Origin of the sequence: Actinoplanes ianthinogenes (genome assembly GCF_018324205.1) — a bacterium.
In the GTDB taxonomy this organism is placed as follows: domain Bacteria; phylum Actinomycetota; class Actinomycetes; order Mycobacteriales; family Micromonosporaceae; genus Actinoplanes; species Actinoplanes ianthinogenes.
On record NZ_AP023356.1, the window covers coordinates 5,982,599 to 5,997,917 of the forward strand.

Below are 15,319 nucleotides of genomic sequence, written 5' to 3' on the forward strand. Positions count from 1 at the left end.
GCCCGGCTACCGTCGGTTGGTATGTCCTCCCCCGCTCGCACCATCGCCCTGATCGGGATCGACGGCTCCGGCAAGACGACCCAGGCACGGCTGCTGGCCGCCGCCCTGGCCGGCGCCGGGCAGCCGGCGGTCTACCGGCAGAACGCCGGCGGCCGGGCCTGGTTCAGCCGGCGGGCCGCGCGCTGGGGCCGCGGGGACGCCGAGGGACTGTTCGGGCGGCGGGGCATGCTGGTCATCGAGTCGCTGCTGCGCTGGCTGGCGATCGCCCGGACCCTGCTGCGCCGCGCGGTCCGGCGGGACGTCGCGGTGATGGATCGGTACGCGTTCTGCCAGTTCGCCAGCCTGCGCGCGCACGGGGCCGGGGCGGCCGCCGAGCGCCGGGCGCGGCTGGCGTACCGGTTGTTCCCGCGGCCGGACGTGACGTTCCTGCTGGCGGTCGATCCGGCGGTGGCCCGGGAACGGATCGACCGGCGGGGCACGGATCAGGAGTCGATGGAGTATCTGACGGCGGCGGATCGGGCGTACCGGTCGCTGCCGGAGTTCGCGGACTTCGTGGTGATCGACGCGAACGGGTCGCCGGAGCGGGTGCACGCGGCGATCTCGGCGCGGCTGGCGGCCGTGCCGCCGGTCCAGCGCCGGGTCCGGGTGGGGACGCTGGTGCTGGCCGGCGTGCCGGTGGTGGCCGGGGCGGCGGTCATCGGGTGGCAGGTGGCGGAGAGCTTCTGAGCGGCCGCCCGTTCCGTTTCGGTTTGCCGGGTCGATAGCCCGATCCGCGCTCGAAAGCCCACCCTCCCAGGGGGATCCCCCATCGGTCAGTGTGGCGAAAGATCGCTGATCACGCGGGTGGTCCTGTGGACAACCCGCGACTGTGGACAACGCGGGCGATCGACGGGGATGGGGATCATGGCTGGCCGACGGGGACTACGCCCGGCCGTAGACGGGGATCTGGGCGCCGCTGATCGAGGCCGCGGCGTCCGAGGCGAGGAACAGGATGGTGCCGGCGATCTCGGCGGGGTCGACCCAGCGGCTGCGGTCGGCGTCCGGCATCGCGTCGCGGTTGCCCGGGGTGTCGATCACGCTGGGCAGCACCGTGTTGCAGCGCACACCCTGCTTCTTGTACTCGACCGCGACGGTCGCGGCGAAGGCCAGCACCGCCGCCTTCGAGGCGATGTAGCCGGCGGCGCCGGGGAACGGCGCCACCGCGGCCCGGGACGAGACGCAGACCACCGCGCCGCCGCCGGCCGCGACCAGGTGCGGCAGGGCCGCCGCGGTGGTCAGGTAGGTGGGTCGCAGGTTGGCGGTGAGCATCGCCTCGAACTCCTGGACCGGGGTGTCGGCGATCAGGCCGCTGCCGGCGTATCCGCCGACCAGGTTGACCACCGCCTTCAGCGGGGCGTCCGGATCGCCGGCGGCCGCCTCGGCGGCGGCGGTCGCGCCGGCCGGGTCGGTGAGGTCGGCCGGGACGGCGACGACGCCGGTCGGCAGCCGATCCACGGAGCCGGGGCGGGCCGGGGCCACCACGCGCCACCCGGCGTCCAGGAACGCCGCGATGGTGGCCGCGCCGAGCCCGCCGGTGCCGCCCGTCACAAGAGCAGTGTTGGTCATGGGAGCAGGTTGTCACACGGACGTGGATGTGCTTTTGCTCACTCCTTGATGCCCGGCAGGCCCGCCGGGGGAATGTCACCACATCGGGGAACGTCATACCCCCGGGTGACTGAACTGTGGCGCGGCGTGGCGCATTGTGGCCGATGGTCCCGTTCGACCGGCTGGTCACGCAGGGTGAGATCTATTTGATGTTCGCGTTTGATTCAGGCCCGTCGGCGCCTGGTCGATGCTGCACGTGAACCCACGGGGCGGAAAACCCGTAGAACCAGGGTGACGAGCATCGCGGCGCCCAGGTGATGCCCGTCGCTGTGGACGATGAGAGGCCGATGGTGTTATGAGGCGCGCGACGGGTATCCGTCTATCCGCAAGACGGCCGCAGAGAGATCGCACTCAGCTACCGCGCACTGGGCTCTCAGGTAAGACCCAGGCATTCGTGACACTTTCGACCAGCCAGCCGGAATCAGCGCAGGCAGCTAATTGTTGTGTAGATGTCAGCAACCGCAATGCACGAGCTGCGGACGTTACGGGAGAGGGCTGATGGACGCAGGTAATGCCCGTAACAGGGTTAGTGACGGCAATGAGGGGACCGTGGGCAACGTGGAGAAGAACACCGTGATGCGTACCGACCAGGTTGCCGAGGAGCGCGACCTCGTCGGAGTCTACCTGCACGAAATCTCCAGGACGCCGCTGTTGGACGCCGCGCGGGAGGTCGAGCTCTCCAAGGCGATCGAGGCGGGCCTCTACGCCGAGCACCTGCTCGAGCAGGGCGAGGAGCGTCGCGGCGTCAGCCGGGAGGAGTTGGAGCGCCTCGTCACCGAGGGTTCCAAGGCGAAAGACCTGTTCATCCGTGCCAACCTGCGACTGGTCGTGTCGATCGCCCGCCGCTACGTGCGCTCGGGCATGCCGATGCTCGACCTGATCCAGGAGGGCAACACCGGCCTGGTCCGCGCGGTCGAGAAGTTCGACTACGAGCGCGGCTACAAATTCTCGACGTACGCGACCTGGTGGGTGCGGCAGGCGATCAGCCGGGCGATCGCCCAGCAGGAGCGCACCGTCCGCCTCCCCGTGCACCTGGTCGAGGACGTCAACCGGATGCGTAACGTGACCCGCCAGCTCGTCCGTGAGCTGGGCGGTGACCCGGAGCCCGAGCAGATCGCGGCGGCCCTGGGCGTGACCGTGGAGCGGGTCAACGAGCTCACCCGCTGGGCCCAGGACACCGTGTCCCTGGACACCCCGGTCGGCGACGACGGCGACACGAACCTGGGCGACCTGGTGGCCGACAGCGACGCGCCGTCGCCCGAGGAGATCGTGCTGAGCGCGCTGGAGCGCCAGCGCATCGAGGGCCTGCTGAACCACCTGGACGACCGTTCGGCCGGCATCATGCGGGCCCGCTACGGCCTGGAGGACGGCCGCGAGCACTCGCTGACCGAGGTGGCCTCGCGCTTCTCGCTCAGCCGCGAGCGGATCCGCCAGCTGGAGATCCAGGCGCTCGGCCGGCTGCGTGAGCTGGCCCGGGCCGAGGGCCTGCAGGCAGCCTGACCCACCACCAGCAGAGAAGGCCGGCACCCCGAGGGGTGCCGGCCTTCGGCGTTCCTGCGGCCGGTTATGACACCCGGCCGTACCCGGGACTGTCCGGGGTCATGATGTTGATCGTCCGGTAGAGCACGTCCCGGCCGGCCGACGGCGCGTCGATGATCTTGCCGTCGCCGACGTAGATCGCGACGTGCCCGCCACCCCGGTAGAACACGAGGTCGCCGGGCTGGAGCTGGCTCTTGTCGCTGAACATCCGCACGGCGCCCTTCTGGGCGGCCGCGTTGTGCGGCAGCGACTTGCCGGCGGCGGCCCAGGCCGCCATGGTCAGACCCGAGCAGTCGTACGAGTCCGGGCCCGCGTCGCCATATCCGTACGGCTTGCCGACCTGCTTGAACGCGAAGGCGACCGCCTTGCCCGCCGAGCCCGCGATCTGCGGGATCTTGCCGGTGTACGACCCGGTGTCCTCGGTGGCGCTGCCGTACGCGGCCTCGCGCATGTCGTACAGCTTCTGAAGGTCCTTCTTGATCTTCGTCTTCTGCGCGTCCAGCTCCTTGATCTGGAGCTGCTGCTTCTGCTCGGTGGTCTTGAGGGCCGCCTGCTTCTGCGCGAAGGTCTGCGTGGTCTCGGTGTACGTGTCGATGTCCGCCTGGTTGGCGCGGGTGATCTGCTCCAGATAGCCCATCCGGTCGAGCAGCTCGCCCTGCTTGCCGCTGAGCAGCACGGTCATCGGGCCGACCCGGCCGGTGATGTACTGCGACGTGGCGATGGTCGACATCTTGGCGCTGGCCTGGGCCAGCGCCGCCTGAGCCGGCTTCAGCGAGGCGGTCAGCTTCACCGCGTCCGCCTTGGTCTTCTTCAGGTCGAGACGCGTCTTGTTGTACGTCTCGGTGACGTCCTCGAGTTTCTGCGAAGCCTGGTCGATCTGCTTCTTCAGTTCGCTCTCGGACGGAGCCGCGTGGGCGGCCACAGCTCCCGACGTGGTGATCGCAAGTGCGGTCAGCGCGACCACCAGCGCCCGGAGCCTGGTACGGGGGAGTGGCACTGGTCAGGGGCCTTTCTTCCGCTGGGAGCCGCCTACCGGGTTAGCTGACGGGTTCGGGCTCGGAAGAAGGCCCTACCGCGCGCGCCGGCGCGGATTCACCCCTGGGACCTGGGTCCCCGGTTCGCTCGAGATTCGGCGGCGTTGGCCGGCGCCACCGGAGGGTTTGTGGCTGCGGACCGGACCAACCGCATCAACTTATCGGGGAAGAAAACAAAATCAAGACCTCGGCGAGTGATTTCTTCCCATAGTCGGTCTTGCGAACTAAATCCCGATAACCGGCTGTTATTTGATCCGCGCTGAGCGTTATTTCGACCGCGGCGAGTGGGCTATTCGTTCAGTGCCGGCTCGAGTGCGGCATTCGGCAGCCAATGCCGGGTGACCTGACGCTCGGCCCAGAACGAGAAGAACGGGATGGTGCCGGCCAGCATCACCACGACCATCCGGCCGAACGGCCAGTGCGCCCGCCGGGACAGGTCGAAGGTGAGCAGGAGGTAGACCATGTACAGGAAGCCGTGCAGCGGGCCGATCAGGGCGACCAGCGTGGCGTTGTCGCCGAAGTATTTCAGCGGCATGCCGACCAGCACGAGCACGACGAGGAGCACGCCGACGATCCAGGCGATGATCCGGTAACGGGTGAGGGCGCCCTGCACGGGGTCTCCTTCTGCTTCTACTTCTTGGTGATGCGGCCGGGGTAGTCGGCCGGCCGGGCTCCGGGGTGCTCGGCGAGCCAGGCCAGATAGTCGTTGTACTCCTCCAGCTCCGGGTCGCTCGCGCCGGCCGCGGCCGGCTGCACGGCGACCCGGACCGGGCGGCCCAGGGTGACCGGGGCGTCCGGGTCACGGGGCGGGGCGGGCGTCTCGCCGGGCTCGGCCGGGGGAGTGAGCCTGCGCCGGAACACCTGGATCTCGCGGATCCAGATGAACACCACGAAGCCGGCGAAGACCGGCCACTCGAACATGTAGCCCCAGCTGAGCGAGTTGCCGCCGGTCGCCCGGCTGAACTGCCACCAGCCGAGCCCGAGGCAGGCCGCGGTCAGCACCAGCGCGAGCAGGTGCCGGGCGATCCACGCCGGAGTCCACAGCCCTTTCATGCACACGAGACTACCGGCGGGTTTGGCGGTGGCCCGCGCGGGCAAGCCCTGAACGGACAGCGACTTTCGAGACAGCGGAGGTGCACGATGACGGATCCGCGATCGGCGGGCGGCGCGGTGGTCGACTTCGAGATCGGGGTCGACCCGGTGGGCCTGCCCGACGACGACCTGTTCCGGGAACTCGCCAGCCTCTACCGGACCCGGCTGGCCACCCTGCGGCACGGCCCGGACGCGGCGCTGGAGAACCACTTCCGGCGGACCGCGGAGCTGGAGACCGAATACATGGCGCGCTTTCCGGGGCGCGAGATCGACCCCGGCAGGCTCACCCAGGACTTCTGATCCGCCGGAGCGGAACGGCCACCCGAAGCGGAGAGGACCCCCCCCCGACATGACCAGCCTGCAGGCCCGGGCCACCGAGACGGCCCGGGCGTACGCGCCGCACGAGCATCGGCCGCTGGCCGGCTATCTGGTCGCGATGGGCGCTTACGGCGCGCTCGCGGCCGGCCTCGCGGCGGCCGCCAAGGTGACCGGCCGCACGCCCCCGGAACGTCCCGCTCTGGCCGACGTGGCGCTGATCTCGATCGCCACCCACAAGCTGAGCCGGCTGCTCGCCAAGGACGCGGTGACCAGCCCGCTGCGGGCGCCGTTCACCCGGTATACCGAGCCGGCCGGGGCCGCCGAGCTCAACGAGGAGGTCCGGGACTCCGGCAGCAGCGTCAAGCACGGCATCGGCGAGCTGCTCACCTGCCCGTTCTGCCTGGCCGCCTGGGTGGCCACCGGGCTGACCGGCGGCCTGGTGCTGGCGCCCCGGCTGACCCGGCTGGCGGCGACCGCGCTGACCGCCACCGCCGTCTCCGACTTCCTGCAGATGGCCTACTCGATGGCCAAGGAAAAGGCGGAAGGCTGAGACCCGATCAGCGTACGCGCAGCGCCTCCTCGGCCTCGTCCTGCAGATACTCGCCCTCCGGCAGCGCGTCGATCCGAGTCAGCAGGGTGGCCGGCAGATCCTCGGCGATCGCCCGGCGCTGCAGGTCGCCGCTGCTTATCCGCTCCTCGGCGCGGTACGCCTCGTCGAGGAAGGTGGTCAGGCGGGAGTCGTCCCCGGTGAGTTCATCGGTCACGGCGGCACGGTTACCCGCGGCGGTGGCGGGCAAACGTCCGGCCCCGCCGGGCGTGTAAGCCAGGTCACAACCGCTGTCGGAATCATGGCCGGCTGCCGAAGGTTGTGAACGGATGCCGGTGTGCCCAGTGTCCCCGGGCCTCACCCATCGCCTGCACGGAATACCGTTCGGCTGGAGCCGTGCTGAGCCACTCGCCGCGAGGCGACCTGCACACCGGCATCTTCTTCGTACGGCCCCCGGTTCGCCGGGGGCCGCACTGTTTTCCCGGCCGGTTTCCCGGCCAGGCGATTTTGAGCGTTCCCGGCACAGAGGGTTTAAACGGACAACACCCCCCGATCGGGGCACCGCATCGGGCTTTCGGCGGATCGACATGGCAGTATCCGTCGAGTGTCAGTACCGCAACGTCGCGTACCGGCCGCACAGCGCGGCACCCGGTCCCGCCGGCGCACCACCCTCGGTGGCGCGACCGCACCCGGCCAGGCCCGGCGGCTCGTCGCCGGTGGCCGTCCCCGGCACGGCAGCGCCGATCTGCTCGGCGCCGGCGGCCCGCACCCGGTCGAGCTGGCCGGGCTGTTGCACGAGGTCACCGCCCGCCTGCTGACCGCCGACACGCTCCAGCAGGCGCTCGACCGGCTGGCCTCGCTGATCGCCGGCGCGCTGCCCGGCGCGACCCGCTGCGCGGTCGCGCTGATCAGTGAGGGCGGCCCGGTGACGGTCGCGGCCGCCGGGTCCGCCGGGGAGACGTCAGATCGCCTTCAGTACGCCGGTGGCAGCGGTCCCGGGCTGGAAGCCGCCCGCACCCGCAGTCTGGTCACCACGGACGATCTGGGGACCGACGAACGGTGGCCGGAGCTGGCCGCCGCGGCCCGGGGGGACGGGATCGGTGCGGTCGCGGCGATTCCGCTGGACGTCCGGCGGGCGGCGGTGGGGGCGCTCAGCATCTGCCTGGGGCGGCCCGGCGCGATCGGTCCGGATCTGCTGCTGACCGCGATGGCGGTGGCCGGGCAGGCCGAGGTGCTGCTCGGCGAGCTGCACCGGCGGGAGGCGCTGACCGAGGGGGCCGCCGTGGACCGGGCGGTCGGAGTGATCATCGCGCAGCGCGGCTGCGGGGTGCAGGAGGCCCACCGGATCCTGCGGGACAGCGCCCAGCGTCTTGGCCTGGACCAGCTGGCGGTCGCCGAGCGGCTGGTCGCGGCCGCCACCCGGGACCGCGACGCCGGCTCCTGAGCGCGGGCGGCGAGCCGGGCGCGGGTGCGCCGCGGCTCGCCGGGTGGCCGATCGGCCGGTGACGTTCAGGAGGCGGGCTTGGTGACCTGCTGGACGACTTCGAATTCGAGAAGGCTGGCGCCGGAGGCGACCGGCTTGGCGCGCTCGCCGGCGTGGGCCGCCCGGGCGCTGCCCTGCGACCAGTTCTGGAACGCCTCCTCCGACTCCCACTTCGTGTAGACGAAGTAGCGGTTGTCGCCGGCGACCGGGCGGAGCAGTTCGAAGGCGAGGAAGCCGGGCTCGTTCTCCACCGCGCCCTGCCGGGCGGCGAAGCGTTTCTCCAACTCGGGGCCGGCGCCCTCGGGGACCTCAATCGCGTTGATCTTCACAACAGCCATGCGGTTCACGCTAGCCCGTGTGCGACGGGTACGGACGGCGCGCGTGGCCGTCCGTACCGTAGCAATCGGGTCAGCGGCCCGGGCTGTCGCTGCCCGCCTTGACCTCCGCCTGGTTCTGGTCGCCGTCGGCGACGGCCGCGGCGTTCTGCTCCGCCTGCGCGGCGTCCTCGGCGCGGGCCTGCTGCGCGGACCGCATGGAGAGCGGGATCTCCGGCAGGAAGAAGACCAGCACCAGGCCGACCAGCATGATGAAGAACGCCATCAGGTACACGATGTGCACGCTGTCGGAGAAGCCGACCTTGAACGGGTGGGTCAGCCCGTCGGCGAACTTGTTCAGCACCGAGGTGTCGCTGAGCGACTGCTGCATCGCGCCCTGGAGCTGCTGCACCTGGTCCGGGTGGGCCTGGGCCGCGGCCTGGAACGCCGGGTCGTTCTTGCCGGCGTCGGCGTAGGCGTCGCTGATGTTGCCGGGCAGCACGTTGAACAGCACCGACAGGAAGACCGCGGTGCCCAGCGTGCCGCCCATCGAGCGGAAGAACGTGACCGCACCGGTGGCGACGCCGATCTCCCGCGGGGAGACCGCGTTCTGCACCGCGGTGATCATCGGCTGCATGTTGCCGCCCAGGCCGAGGCCCATCAGCACCATGACCAGCATGGTGCGCCACAGCGGGGTGTCCGCGCTGATCAGCGAGAACAGGCCGAGCGCGAGGACCATGAAGGTGCTGCCGACGATCGGGAAGATCCGGTAGCGGCCGGTCTTGGCGATCAGCTGACCGGAGACGATCGAGCCGGCCATGATGCCGAACACGAACGGGATCATCTGGAGGCCGGCCATGGTGGCCGAGGAGCCCTTGACGATCTGCAGGTACAGCGGGACGGTCATCAGGCCGCCGAACATCGCGACGCCGAGGATGGTGCTGGCGCCGGTGCCGACCGCGACGGTCCGGTTGCCGAACAGGCGCAGCGGGAGCAGCGCCTCGTCCTTGTAGGCCCGCTCGGCGACGACGAAGGCGATCAGGCCGAGGGCGCCGATGACGTAGCAGGCGATCGAGCGGCCGGAGTCCCAGCCCCAGGCGCGGCCCTGCTCGGCGACGGTCAGCAGCGGCACCAGGCCGACGATCAGGGCGACCGCGCCCGGCCAGTCGATGCGGTGGTTGACCCGGGTGTGCGGCAGGTGCAGCACCTTGGCCACCACGGCCATCGCGGCGAGACCGATCGGCACGTTCAGGTAGAAGACCCAGCGCCAGCCGTCCACCCAGAGGATCTGGTCGGCGCCGGCGAAGAAACCGCCCAGGATCGGGCCGAGTACGCTCGCGGTGCCGAAGACGGCCAGGAAGAAGCCCTGGTACTTGGCGCGCTCGCGGGGCGGCACGATGTCCCCGATGATCGCCAGGGCGAGCGACATCAGGCCACCGGCGCCGATGCCCTGGACCGCGCGGAACGCGGCGAGCTCGTACATGTTCTGCGAGAGGCCGCAGAGGAACGAGCCGACGATGAAGATGCCGATCGCGAACAGGAAGAACGGCCGGCGGCCGTAGATGTCGGACAGCTTGCCGTACAGCGGCGTCGAGATGGTCGAGGTGATCAGGAACGCCGTGGTGGCCCAGGCCTGGAGGTCGAAGCCCTTCAGGTCGTCGGCGATGGTCCGGGTCGCCGTGGCCATGATCGTCTGATCCAGGGCAGCGAGGAACATGCCCATCATCAGACCGACGAGGATCGTGAGGATCTGCCGGTGGGTGAATTCCCCGGTCGATTTCTCGGCCGGGGGGCTGGGGTGGCTCACGCGTTCTCCCGTGGTGGTGCGCCGAGGTCGGTGCGCAGCAGCGCCTCGACGGAGCTGTTGAATTCTTCGAAGAGCTGGGCGAACGTGTCGACCCGTGCGGCCGGCCAATCGCTCAGCGCCCGTTCCAGCAGGGCGGTCCGGGCGGTGCGCAGGCGCTCGCAGGCCGCCACGCCGTCCTCGGTGACGGCCAGCCGGGAGGCCCGGCCGTCCGCCGGATCGGCCTCGCGGCGGGCCAGGCCGGCCTTGACGAGCTGGGCGACCTGCCGGCTGATCGTCGACGGGTCGGCCTGTTTCAGATCGGCGAGGTCGGTCACCCGCATCGGGCCCATCGCACGCAACGGCAACAGCAGCATCAACGCGGAGAACTCGGCGCCGAGGTCTCCGGTCTTGAGCATGCCTCGGAATCGCGGCCCCATCCGGATCAACCGGATGATTTCCTCCGACAACCGCGACACGCCGGCCGTGGCGTTCTGCTCCTCGTGCACGTGATTGCCGTCCTCAAGGTGTGGGGACAATACGTGTAGCGTACAAGTTGTTGCGTGATGAACGCATCAGGGTCAGCGCATGCGCCAGACGCCGGTGCGCAGCTCGCCGGTGTCCTCCAGGCTCTCCGGGACCGGCACCACGTATTCGGTGATCAGCTCGAAGAGTCGTTCCGGGAAGTACCCACGCCCGGGGTCGCCAACCAGCACCGACGCCCCGTTCCGCCGGAAGGCGCGCAGTTGCCCGGTGATCTGCGGGGCGACCGCGGGGCTGTAGAAGACGTCGCCGGCCAGCACCAGCTCGGGGAGCTCCATCGGCTCGGCGAGGGTGACGCCGTTGGCGGCCGCGTTGCGATGCGCCGCGGCGACCGCGTCCGGATCGATGTCGGTGGCGGCGACCCGCGCGGCGCCGCAGCGGGCGGCGGCGATCGCGGCCACCCCGGAGCCGGTGGCCAGGTCCAGCACCCGCCGGCCGGCCGCCTCGTCCGGGTGGTCCAGCAGGTAGCGGGCCAGCGCCTGGCCGCCGGCCCAGACGAACGCCCAGAACGGCGGCGGGACGTCACTGCGGAACTCGCCGCCGGTCAGGTCGAAGAGGCCGACCGGGGCGTCGACCAGGTGGAGGGAGATCTCCGGGGCCAGCGGGACCGGGAGCAGGGCTGTCGAGGCGTCGAGCACCTCGCGATTGTCCCCCTCGGGCCGCCGCTATCTCAGACGCACGCCGTGACCGGCGGGTTCGCCATCAGCAGCCGGGCGCGATACTCCGCGCGCAGCTCGGCGGCCCACGGGGCGTCCTCGTCCTCGAGCAGCGGGCGGGCGGCCAGGAAGGCGGCCGCGGTCAGCGGGCGGGCGGCGCGCTCCGGCGAACGGCCCTCGGCGGCCGTGATCAGCTGGTCGAAGGTGTGCACGTCGACCCGGACACGCTCGGTGTCCAGGTGGTAACGCCCGAAGCGGCCGACGACCACCGAGTCGCGGCCGCGCACGCCCGGCTCCAGGGCCTCACGCAGCACCTTGAGATCCGCCCGCACGGTCGCGGACGGGGCGCCGACCAGGTCGGACAGCTCCACAAGCGACAGCTCGCCGTGCAGCGCCAGGAGGGCGAGCAACTGACGCGGGCGGTCGCCGCCGAAGTCGTCGCGTCCGAGGCGGATGCCACGGGTGCGGACCTCGATGCGGCCGAAGAGCTGAATCTCGTACATGATGCAAAATCGTGTCGTCGGCCCCCGGTAGCGGCAAGCCCCAATGCGGGGGGTGCCCTCGGCCGAAAGACTGGTTACAGCGGCCGCTCGGGTGGCACCCTGGCGTCCTCGTGGCACAACGGCCGCCTGTTGGTAGGGCGGGCATGGTGGTGGGTAGTCCTTAGACTGCGCGGGGCCCATCGGGCCGAACCGCTGGACAGAGGATGGTGCACGCATGGGAAACGGCGAGGCGATCCGAGTGCTCGTCGTCGACGGTCACCAGACCTTTGCTGAGCTGCTCGGACATGCCCTGGCAGGGCAGCCGGACCTGTGCTGGGTGGGGCACGCGCGGACCGGTGCGGAGGCGTTGCACCTCGCGTCCGAGCTGTCACCGGACGTCATCCTCCTCGATCCGGAACTGTCCGATGCGGACGGCATCGCGATCGCGCAGCTCATCCGGGTGCGCCAGCCGGACGTCCGTGTGGTGATCCTCACTGCCCGCGAGGACCCGGGTCTGATCAGCCGGGCCACCACGTTCGGCGCGGCCGGCTTCATCTCCAAGAACGGCGCGCTGGCCGAGGTGCTGAACGCACTGCGCACCGCGCACGACGGCGGGATGACCGTCTCCACCGACATCATGGCCCGGCTGCTGCGCAGCACCAGCCCGGCCACCGTCACCCGGGCGAGCAGCGGGCTCACGGCGCGTGAGGACGAGGTGTTGCAGCTGATGGCGGCCGGTTTGGACGCCCGGGCGGTGGCCCGCCGGCTGGGCATCAGCGTGCACACCTGCCGGGGGTACCAGAAGGCGGTGCTCGCCAAGCTCGGCGCGCACAGCCAGCTCGAGGCAGTGGCGATCGCCACTCGCCGCGGGCTGGTCCGGCCTGTCGGGCGGTAAATTCGCCGATCACACGTCGATCCGGTTCATCTGCGGAGGGCTGCGATCCGTATTGCCTTGCGGGCGTCGAGTGACGACGTCGCAGGGGAGAGGACATCGGCCGTGGACCGTACCGTCGCCGACGGCGCAACGCCGGAGTCGGCAGGTGAGCCGTCGGGACAGCTGCCGCAGCGGCGGCGTGGGGAACGGCTGTACCGGCAACCGCAGCCGGACTCCACGGAGGGCACCAGCTGGTTCGGGGACGCGCCCGCGCCGCCCGACCCGCCGGCCGCCGCCGGCTCGCCGGCCTCCCCCGGCCCGGTCACGGCACCCTCTCCTGCTCCGGCTGCCGCGCCGGTCGACCCACCCGAGTACGGGCCCGCCTCACCGGGTGGCCCGGGACGCGCGTCGTTCGGCTTCACCGCCGGGCCGATCAGCGGCAACCGGCCGCTGGGCGGGCGGGACGACGCCGATGCCGACGCCTGGCCGGCCGCCGAGTCCGCATCCGCGTCCGGCGGGCTGCCGGTGGTCCGGCGCCGGGCCGCCGACGCCGCGCCCACCTCGCCGGCCTCGCCCACCTCGCAGGGCTCGCCCGCCGCCGGGCCGTGGACGTCGCTGCCGTCCTGGGAGACGAACAACTGGGCCAGCACGCTCGATCCGATCCCCTCGCTGCCGCCCGCGCCGGCCGATGCTCCGCCCGCCCGGCCGCGGCCGGCGCCGCCGCCACCGCGGCGGCGCGGGTCCCGGCTGGTCACCACGGGCATGGCGGTGCTCGGCGTGGCCGCCGTGCTGGTGATCGCGCTGACCGGGGTGGTGTTCTACTCCGGGCCGGACTCCAAGGTCACCCAGATGCTCAATCTCGGCGGGGACGGCGCCGCCGCCGGGTCCCGGCTGGTGACCGCGCCGCTCAACGGCCGGACCACGGCGTCCTTCGAGATGCTGGCGGCCAGCGACCGGGTGCGGGTGACGGTCGCCGACATCGGTGACGACCTGTTCCGGATCAGCACCCCGGACGACTCGCCGCTGCGGCCCAGCCCGCAGCTCGACGAGACCGGGGTACGCCTGCAGGTGACCCGGCAGGGCGACGGCGCGGACGGTGAGGTGGACGTGGTGCTCGCCCAGTCGGTGCGCTGGACCCTGCGCTTCTCCGGGTACGCGGCCGAACGCGACGTGGACCTCGGCAAGGGGCAGGTGACCGGGATCGAGATGGTCGGCGGGACCCGGCGGGCGGTGATGGCCCTGTCGGTGCCCTCCGGCACGGTGCCCGTGAAGATCACCGGCGGGGTCGACGAGCTGACCCTGAAGGCGCCGGTCGGCAGCCCGATCCGGGTCAAGGTCGGCGGCGGGGCGGCCACCGTCACGGCCGGGTCCCGGACGCTGCGGGACGTCGCGCCCGGGTCGACGCTGACGCCGAAGAACTGGGACGCCGCCGGGCGGTACGACGTCGACGCCGCCTCGAAGATCACCCTGCTGAACGTGGAAGCCGGGTGACCCCCGAGGCGGGGACGCGGATCAGGACAGCACGCGCAGGCGGACCGTCTGGTCCATGGCGCGCAGCTGCTCCAGGACCTCGTCGCTGTAACCCTTGCCGATGTCGGTGATCAGGTAGCCGTACTCACCGCGGGTGCTCAGCAGCTGGCCCTCGACGTTCACGTTGTGCTCGGCCAGGATCCGGTTGACCTGGGCCAGCACGCCCGGGGTGTTGATGTGCACGTGCACGATGCGGTGCAGGCCGGGCTGCTCGGGCAGGACCACGCCGGGCAGGTTCACACTCAGCGTGGTGTTGCCCTCGGTGAGGAACTTGGCCAGCTTGTTCGCCACGAAGCCGCCGATGTCGGACTGCGCCTCCTCGGTCGAACCGCCGATGTGCGGGGTGAGAATCACGTTCGGCAGGCCGCGCAGCTCGGAGAGGAACTCGTCGCCACGGCCTTTCGGCTCCTGCGGGAAGACGTCGACGGCGGCGCCGGCCAGGTGGCCGCTCTTCAGCGCGTCGCGCAGCGCCAGGTGGTCGACGACGATGCCGCGGGACAGGTTGAGGAACAGGCTGCCCGGGCGCATCTTGGCGAACTGCTCGGCGCCGAAGAAACCGGCGTTGCCCGGGCGGCCGTCGACGTGCAGGGTGACGATGTCGCTGGTCTCCAGCAGCTCGTCCAGGCTGGCGCAGCGGTGCGCGTTGCTCAGCGCCAGCTTGTCGGCGGTGTCGTAGAACGAGACCGACATGCCGAGGTTCTCCGCGAGGACGGAGAGCTGGGTGCCGATGTTGCCGTACCCGATGATGCCGAGGCGGCGGCCGCGGATCTCGTGCGCGCCGTCCGCCGACTTGTCCCAGACACCCTGGTGCATCAGCGCGTTCTTCTCGGTGAGCCGGCGGGTCATCGCGATGATCTCGGCGATCGCCAGCTCCACCACCGAGCGGGTGTTGGAGAACGGGGCGTTGAAGACCGCGATGCCCGAGGTCGACGCGGTGGTCAGGTCGATCTGGTCGGTCCCGATGCAGAACGCGCCGATCGCCACCAGGCTGTCGGCGGCCTCCAGCACCTTCGCGGTGACCTTGGTCTTCGAGCGGATGCCGAGCAGATGCACTCCGGAGATGCGCTCGATCAGCTCGGCCTCGTCCAGCGCGCTCGCCACGGACTCGACAGCGAAGCCGTCCTCCTCGAGCCGGGACACCGCATCGGGATGGATGCTCTCCAACAGCAGGACTCGCACCTTGGCCTGGTCGATCATCATCTTCCGTTCCATGTTCGGTAGACCGCCCGGGCCGCCACGCCGAAGCCCAGTTCACAAGGCGTCAAGCCTAGTCCCCTCGGCGGCGCCGGCCGGTGCGGTGTGGGTGAGGTCCCAACAACCGGGCGGTTGCCGGGCCTTCCGGCGTGCTGTCGCGGTGGGTTACGGCCGGGGCGGCCGCGCCGGTTCACCGCCTCCCCGCCGTTGTGCAACGCGCGATCCGGATCGTGGCAGCGCGAAACCCGGCGGGAAACGGATTTTCCCGCCGGTCGGGTTGCTCCGG

General features: G+C 71.2%; 18 protein-coding genes and 1 riboswitch. Of the genes, 7 read left to right on the forward strand and 11 right to left on the reverse strand.

What is annotated here, in order from left to right:
• Positions 1–21 precede the first annotated feature (21 nt).
• Complete coding sequence (locus Aiant_RS27110) at positions 22–726, forward strand: dTMP kinase (protein ID WP_189329643.1); 705 nt, start codon at positions 22–24, stop codon at positions 724–726.
• Between the two features lie 195 nt (positions 727–921).
• Here the strand turns inward: Aiant_RS27110 and Aiant_RS27115 are convergent, their stop codons facing one another.
• The gene (locus Aiant_RS27115; RefSeq protein ID WP_189329644.1) at positions 922–1,605 is read right to left on the reverse strand and encodes an SDR family NAD(P)-dependent oxidoreductase; all 684 of its coding nucleotides are present in this window, start codon (positions 1,603–1,605) and stop codon (positions 922–924) included.
• A gap of 537 nt (positions 1,606–2,142) precedes the next feature.
• On the opposite strand from Aiant_RS27115, the gene Aiant_RS27120 reads away from it, so the two are divergent.
• Positions 2,143–3,144 carry a sigma-70 family RNA polymerase sigma factor gene (locus tag Aiant_RS27120; protein WP_189329645.1) on the forward strand — a complete coding sequence of 334 codons (1,002 nt, stop codon included), beginning with the start codon at positions 2,143–2,145 and terminating at the stop codon, positions 3,142–3,144.
• Between the two features lie 64 nt (positions 3,145–3,208).
• On the opposite strand, the gene Aiant_RS27125 is transcribed toward Aiant_RS27120, so the two are convergent.
• The 3 genes from Aiant_RS27125 to Aiant_RS27135 form a co-directional block, all read right to left on the reverse strand.
• Positions 3,209–4,180, reverse strand: coding sequence for a C40 family peptidase (locus Aiant_RS27125; RefSeq protein WP_229829911.1), 972 nt, complete (start codon positions 4,178–4,180; stop codon positions 3,209–3,211).
• 14 nt (positions 4,181–4,194) lie between these two features.
• Positions 4,195–4,328: riboswitch (cyclic di-AMP (ydaO/yuaA leader) on the reverse strand.
• 178 nt (positions 4,329–4,506) lie between these two features.
• Positions 4,507–4,830: a DUF3817 domain-containing protein gene (locus Aiant_RS27130; protein ID WP_189329646.1), complete on the reverse strand. Its 324-nt coding sequence runs from the start codon at positions 4,828–4,830 to the stop codon at positions 4,507–4,509.
• 17 nt (positions 4,831–4,847) lie between these two features.
• Positions 4,848–5,270, reverse strand: a complete 423-nt coding sequence (locus tag Aiant_RS27135; protein ID WP_189329647.1) for a hypothetical protein — start codon at positions 5,268–5,270, stop codon at positions 4,848–4,850.
• Between the two features lie 87 nt (positions 5,271–5,357).
• On the opposite strand from Aiant_RS27135, the gene Aiant_RS27140 reads away from it, so the two are divergent.
• The gene (locus Aiant_RS27140) at positions 5,358–5,609 is read left to right on the forward strand and encodes a DUF6158 family protein (RefSeq protein WP_189329648.1); all 252 of its coding nucleotides are present in this window, start codon (positions 5,358–5,360) and stop codon (positions 5,607–5,609) included.
• 49 nt (positions 5,610–5,658) lie between these two features.
• Complete coding sequence (locus tag Aiant_RS27145; protein WP_189329649.1) at positions 5,659–6,177, forward strand: DUF1360 domain-containing protein; 519 nt, start codon at positions 5,659–5,661, stop codon at positions 6,175–6,177.
• Positions 6,178–6,184: 7 nt separating this feature from the next.
• Here the strand turns inward: Aiant_RS27145 and Aiant_RS27150 are convergent, their stop codons facing one another.
• Positions 6,185–6,391, reverse strand: a complete 207-nt coding sequence (locus Aiant_RS27150) for a hypothetical protein (protein ID WP_189329650.1) — start codon at positions 6,389–6,391, stop codon at positions 6,185–6,187.
• A 387-nt stretch (positions 6,392–6,778) separates the two neighbouring features.
• On the opposite strand from Aiant_RS27150, the gene Aiant_RS27155 reads away from it, so the two are divergent.
• Positions 6,779–7,618, forward strand: coding sequence for a GAF and ANTAR domain-containing protein (locus tag Aiant_RS27155; RefSeq protein ID WP_189329651.1), 840 nt, complete (start codon positions 6,779–6,781; stop codon positions 7,616–7,618).
• 65 nt (positions 7,619–7,683) lie between these two features.
• On the opposite strand, the gene Aiant_RS27160 is transcribed toward Aiant_RS27155, so the two are convergent.
• The 5 genes from Aiant_RS27160 to Aiant_RS27180 all read right to left on the reverse strand — a co-directional run bounded on the left by Aiant_RS27160 (position 7,684) and on the right by Aiant_RS27180 (position 11,456).
• The gene (locus Aiant_RS27160; RefSeq protein WP_189329652.1) at positions 7,684–7,995 is read right to left on the reverse strand and encodes an antibiotic biosynthesis monooxygenase family protein; all 312 of its coding nucleotides are present in this window, start codon (positions 7,993–7,995) and stop codon (positions 7,684–7,686) included.
• 70 nt (positions 7,996–8,065) lie between these two features.
• Positions 8,066–9,778 (reverse strand): MDR family MFS transporter, encoded by a 1,713-nt coding sequence (locus Aiant_RS27165; RefSeq protein WP_189329653.1) that lies wholly within the window; start codon positions 9,776–9,778, stop codon positions 8,066–8,068.
• Positions 9,775–10,293: a MarR family winged helix-turn-helix transcriptional regulator gene (locus Aiant_RS27170; protein ID WP_229829912.1), complete on the reverse strand. Its 519-nt coding sequence runs from the start codon at positions 10,291–10,293 to the stop codon at positions 9,775–9,777. Before Aiant_RS27170 ends, Aiant_RS27165 begins: the two co-directional genes overlap by 4 nt.
• A gap of 42 nt (positions 10,294–10,335) precedes the next feature.
• Positions 10,336–10,935: a class I SAM-dependent methyltransferase gene (locus Aiant_RS27175; RefSeq protein WP_189329654.1), complete on the reverse strand. Its 600-nt coding sequence runs from the start codon at positions 10,933–10,935 to the stop codon at positions 10,336–10,338.
• A 32-nt stretch (positions 10,936–10,967) separates the two neighbouring features.
• Positions 10,968–11,456 carry an AfsR/SARP family transcriptional regulator gene (locus Aiant_RS27180; protein WP_189329655.1) on the reverse strand — a complete coding sequence of 163 codons (489 nt, stop codon included), beginning with the start codon at positions 11,454–11,456 and terminating at the stop codon, positions 10,968–10,970.
• A gap of 214 nt (positions 11,457–11,670) precedes the next feature.
• On the opposite strand from Aiant_RS27180, the gene Aiant_RS27185 reads away from it, so the two are divergent.
• A complete protein-coding gene (locus Aiant_RS27185) occupies positions 11,671–12,330 on the forward strand; it encodes a response regulator (RefSeq protein WP_189329656.1) in 660 nt (219 codons plus the stop codon).
• Positions 12,331–12,432: 102 nt separating this feature from the next.
• The gene (locus Aiant_RS27190) at positions 12,433–13,800 is read left to right on the forward strand and encodes a hypothetical protein (RefSeq protein WP_189329657.1); all 1,368 of its coding nucleotides are present in this window, start codon (positions 12,433–12,435) and stop codon (positions 13,798–13,800) included.
• Between the two features lie 21 nt (positions 13,801–13,821).
• On the opposite strand, the gene serA is transcribed toward Aiant_RS27190, so the two are convergent.
• A complete protein-coding gene (gene serA, locus Aiant_RS27195) occupies positions 13,822–15,051 on the reverse strand; it encodes a phosphoglycerate dehydrogenase (RefSeq protein ID WP_268248700.1) in 1,230 nt (409 codons plus the stop codon).
• Positions 15,052–15,319 lie beyond the last annotated feature (268 nt).

Bases quoted from the DNA above. Each gene is read 5' to 3' on its own strand.
- Aiant_RS27110 (WP_189329643.1), top strand. From the start codon at position 22: ATGTCCTCCCCCGCTCGCACCATCGCCCTGATCGGGATCGACGGCTCC.
- Aiant_RS27115 (WP_189329644.1), bottom strand. From the start codon at position 1,605: ATGACCAACACTGCTCTTGTGACGGGCGGCACCGGCGGGCTCGGCGCG.
- Aiant_RS27120 (WP_189329645.1), top strand. From the start codon at position 2,143: ATGGACGCAGGTAATGCCCGTAACAGGGTTAGTGACGGCAATGAGGGG.
- Aiant_RS27135 (WP_189329647.1), bottom strand. From the start codon at position 5,270: ATGAAAGGGCTGTGGACTCCGGCGTGGATCGCCCGGCACCTGCTCGCG.
- Aiant_RS27140 (WP_189329648.1), top strand. From the start codon at position 5,358: ATGACGGATCCGCGATCGGCGGGCGGCGCGGTGGTCGACTTCGAGATC.
- Aiant_RS27145 (WP_189329649.1), top strand. From the start codon at position 5,659: ATGACCAGCCTGCAGGCCCGGGCCACCGAGACGGCCCGGGCGTACGCG.
- Aiant_RS27160 (WP_189329652.1), bottom strand. From the start codon at position 7,995: ATGGCTGTTGTGAAGATCAACGCGATTGAGGTCCCCGAGGGCGCCGGC.
- Aiant_RS27180 (WP_189329655.1), bottom strand. From the start codon at position 11,456: ATGTACGAGATTCAGCTCTTCGGCCGCATCGAGGTCCGCACCCGTGGC.
- Aiant_RS27185 (WP_189329656.1), top strand. From the start codon at position 11,671: ATGGGAAACGGCGAGGCGATCCGAGTGCTCGTCGTCGACGGTCACCAG.
- serA (WP_268248700.1), bottom strand. From the start codon at position 15,051: ATGGAACGGAAGATGATGATCGACCAGGCCAAGGTGCGAGTCCTGCTG.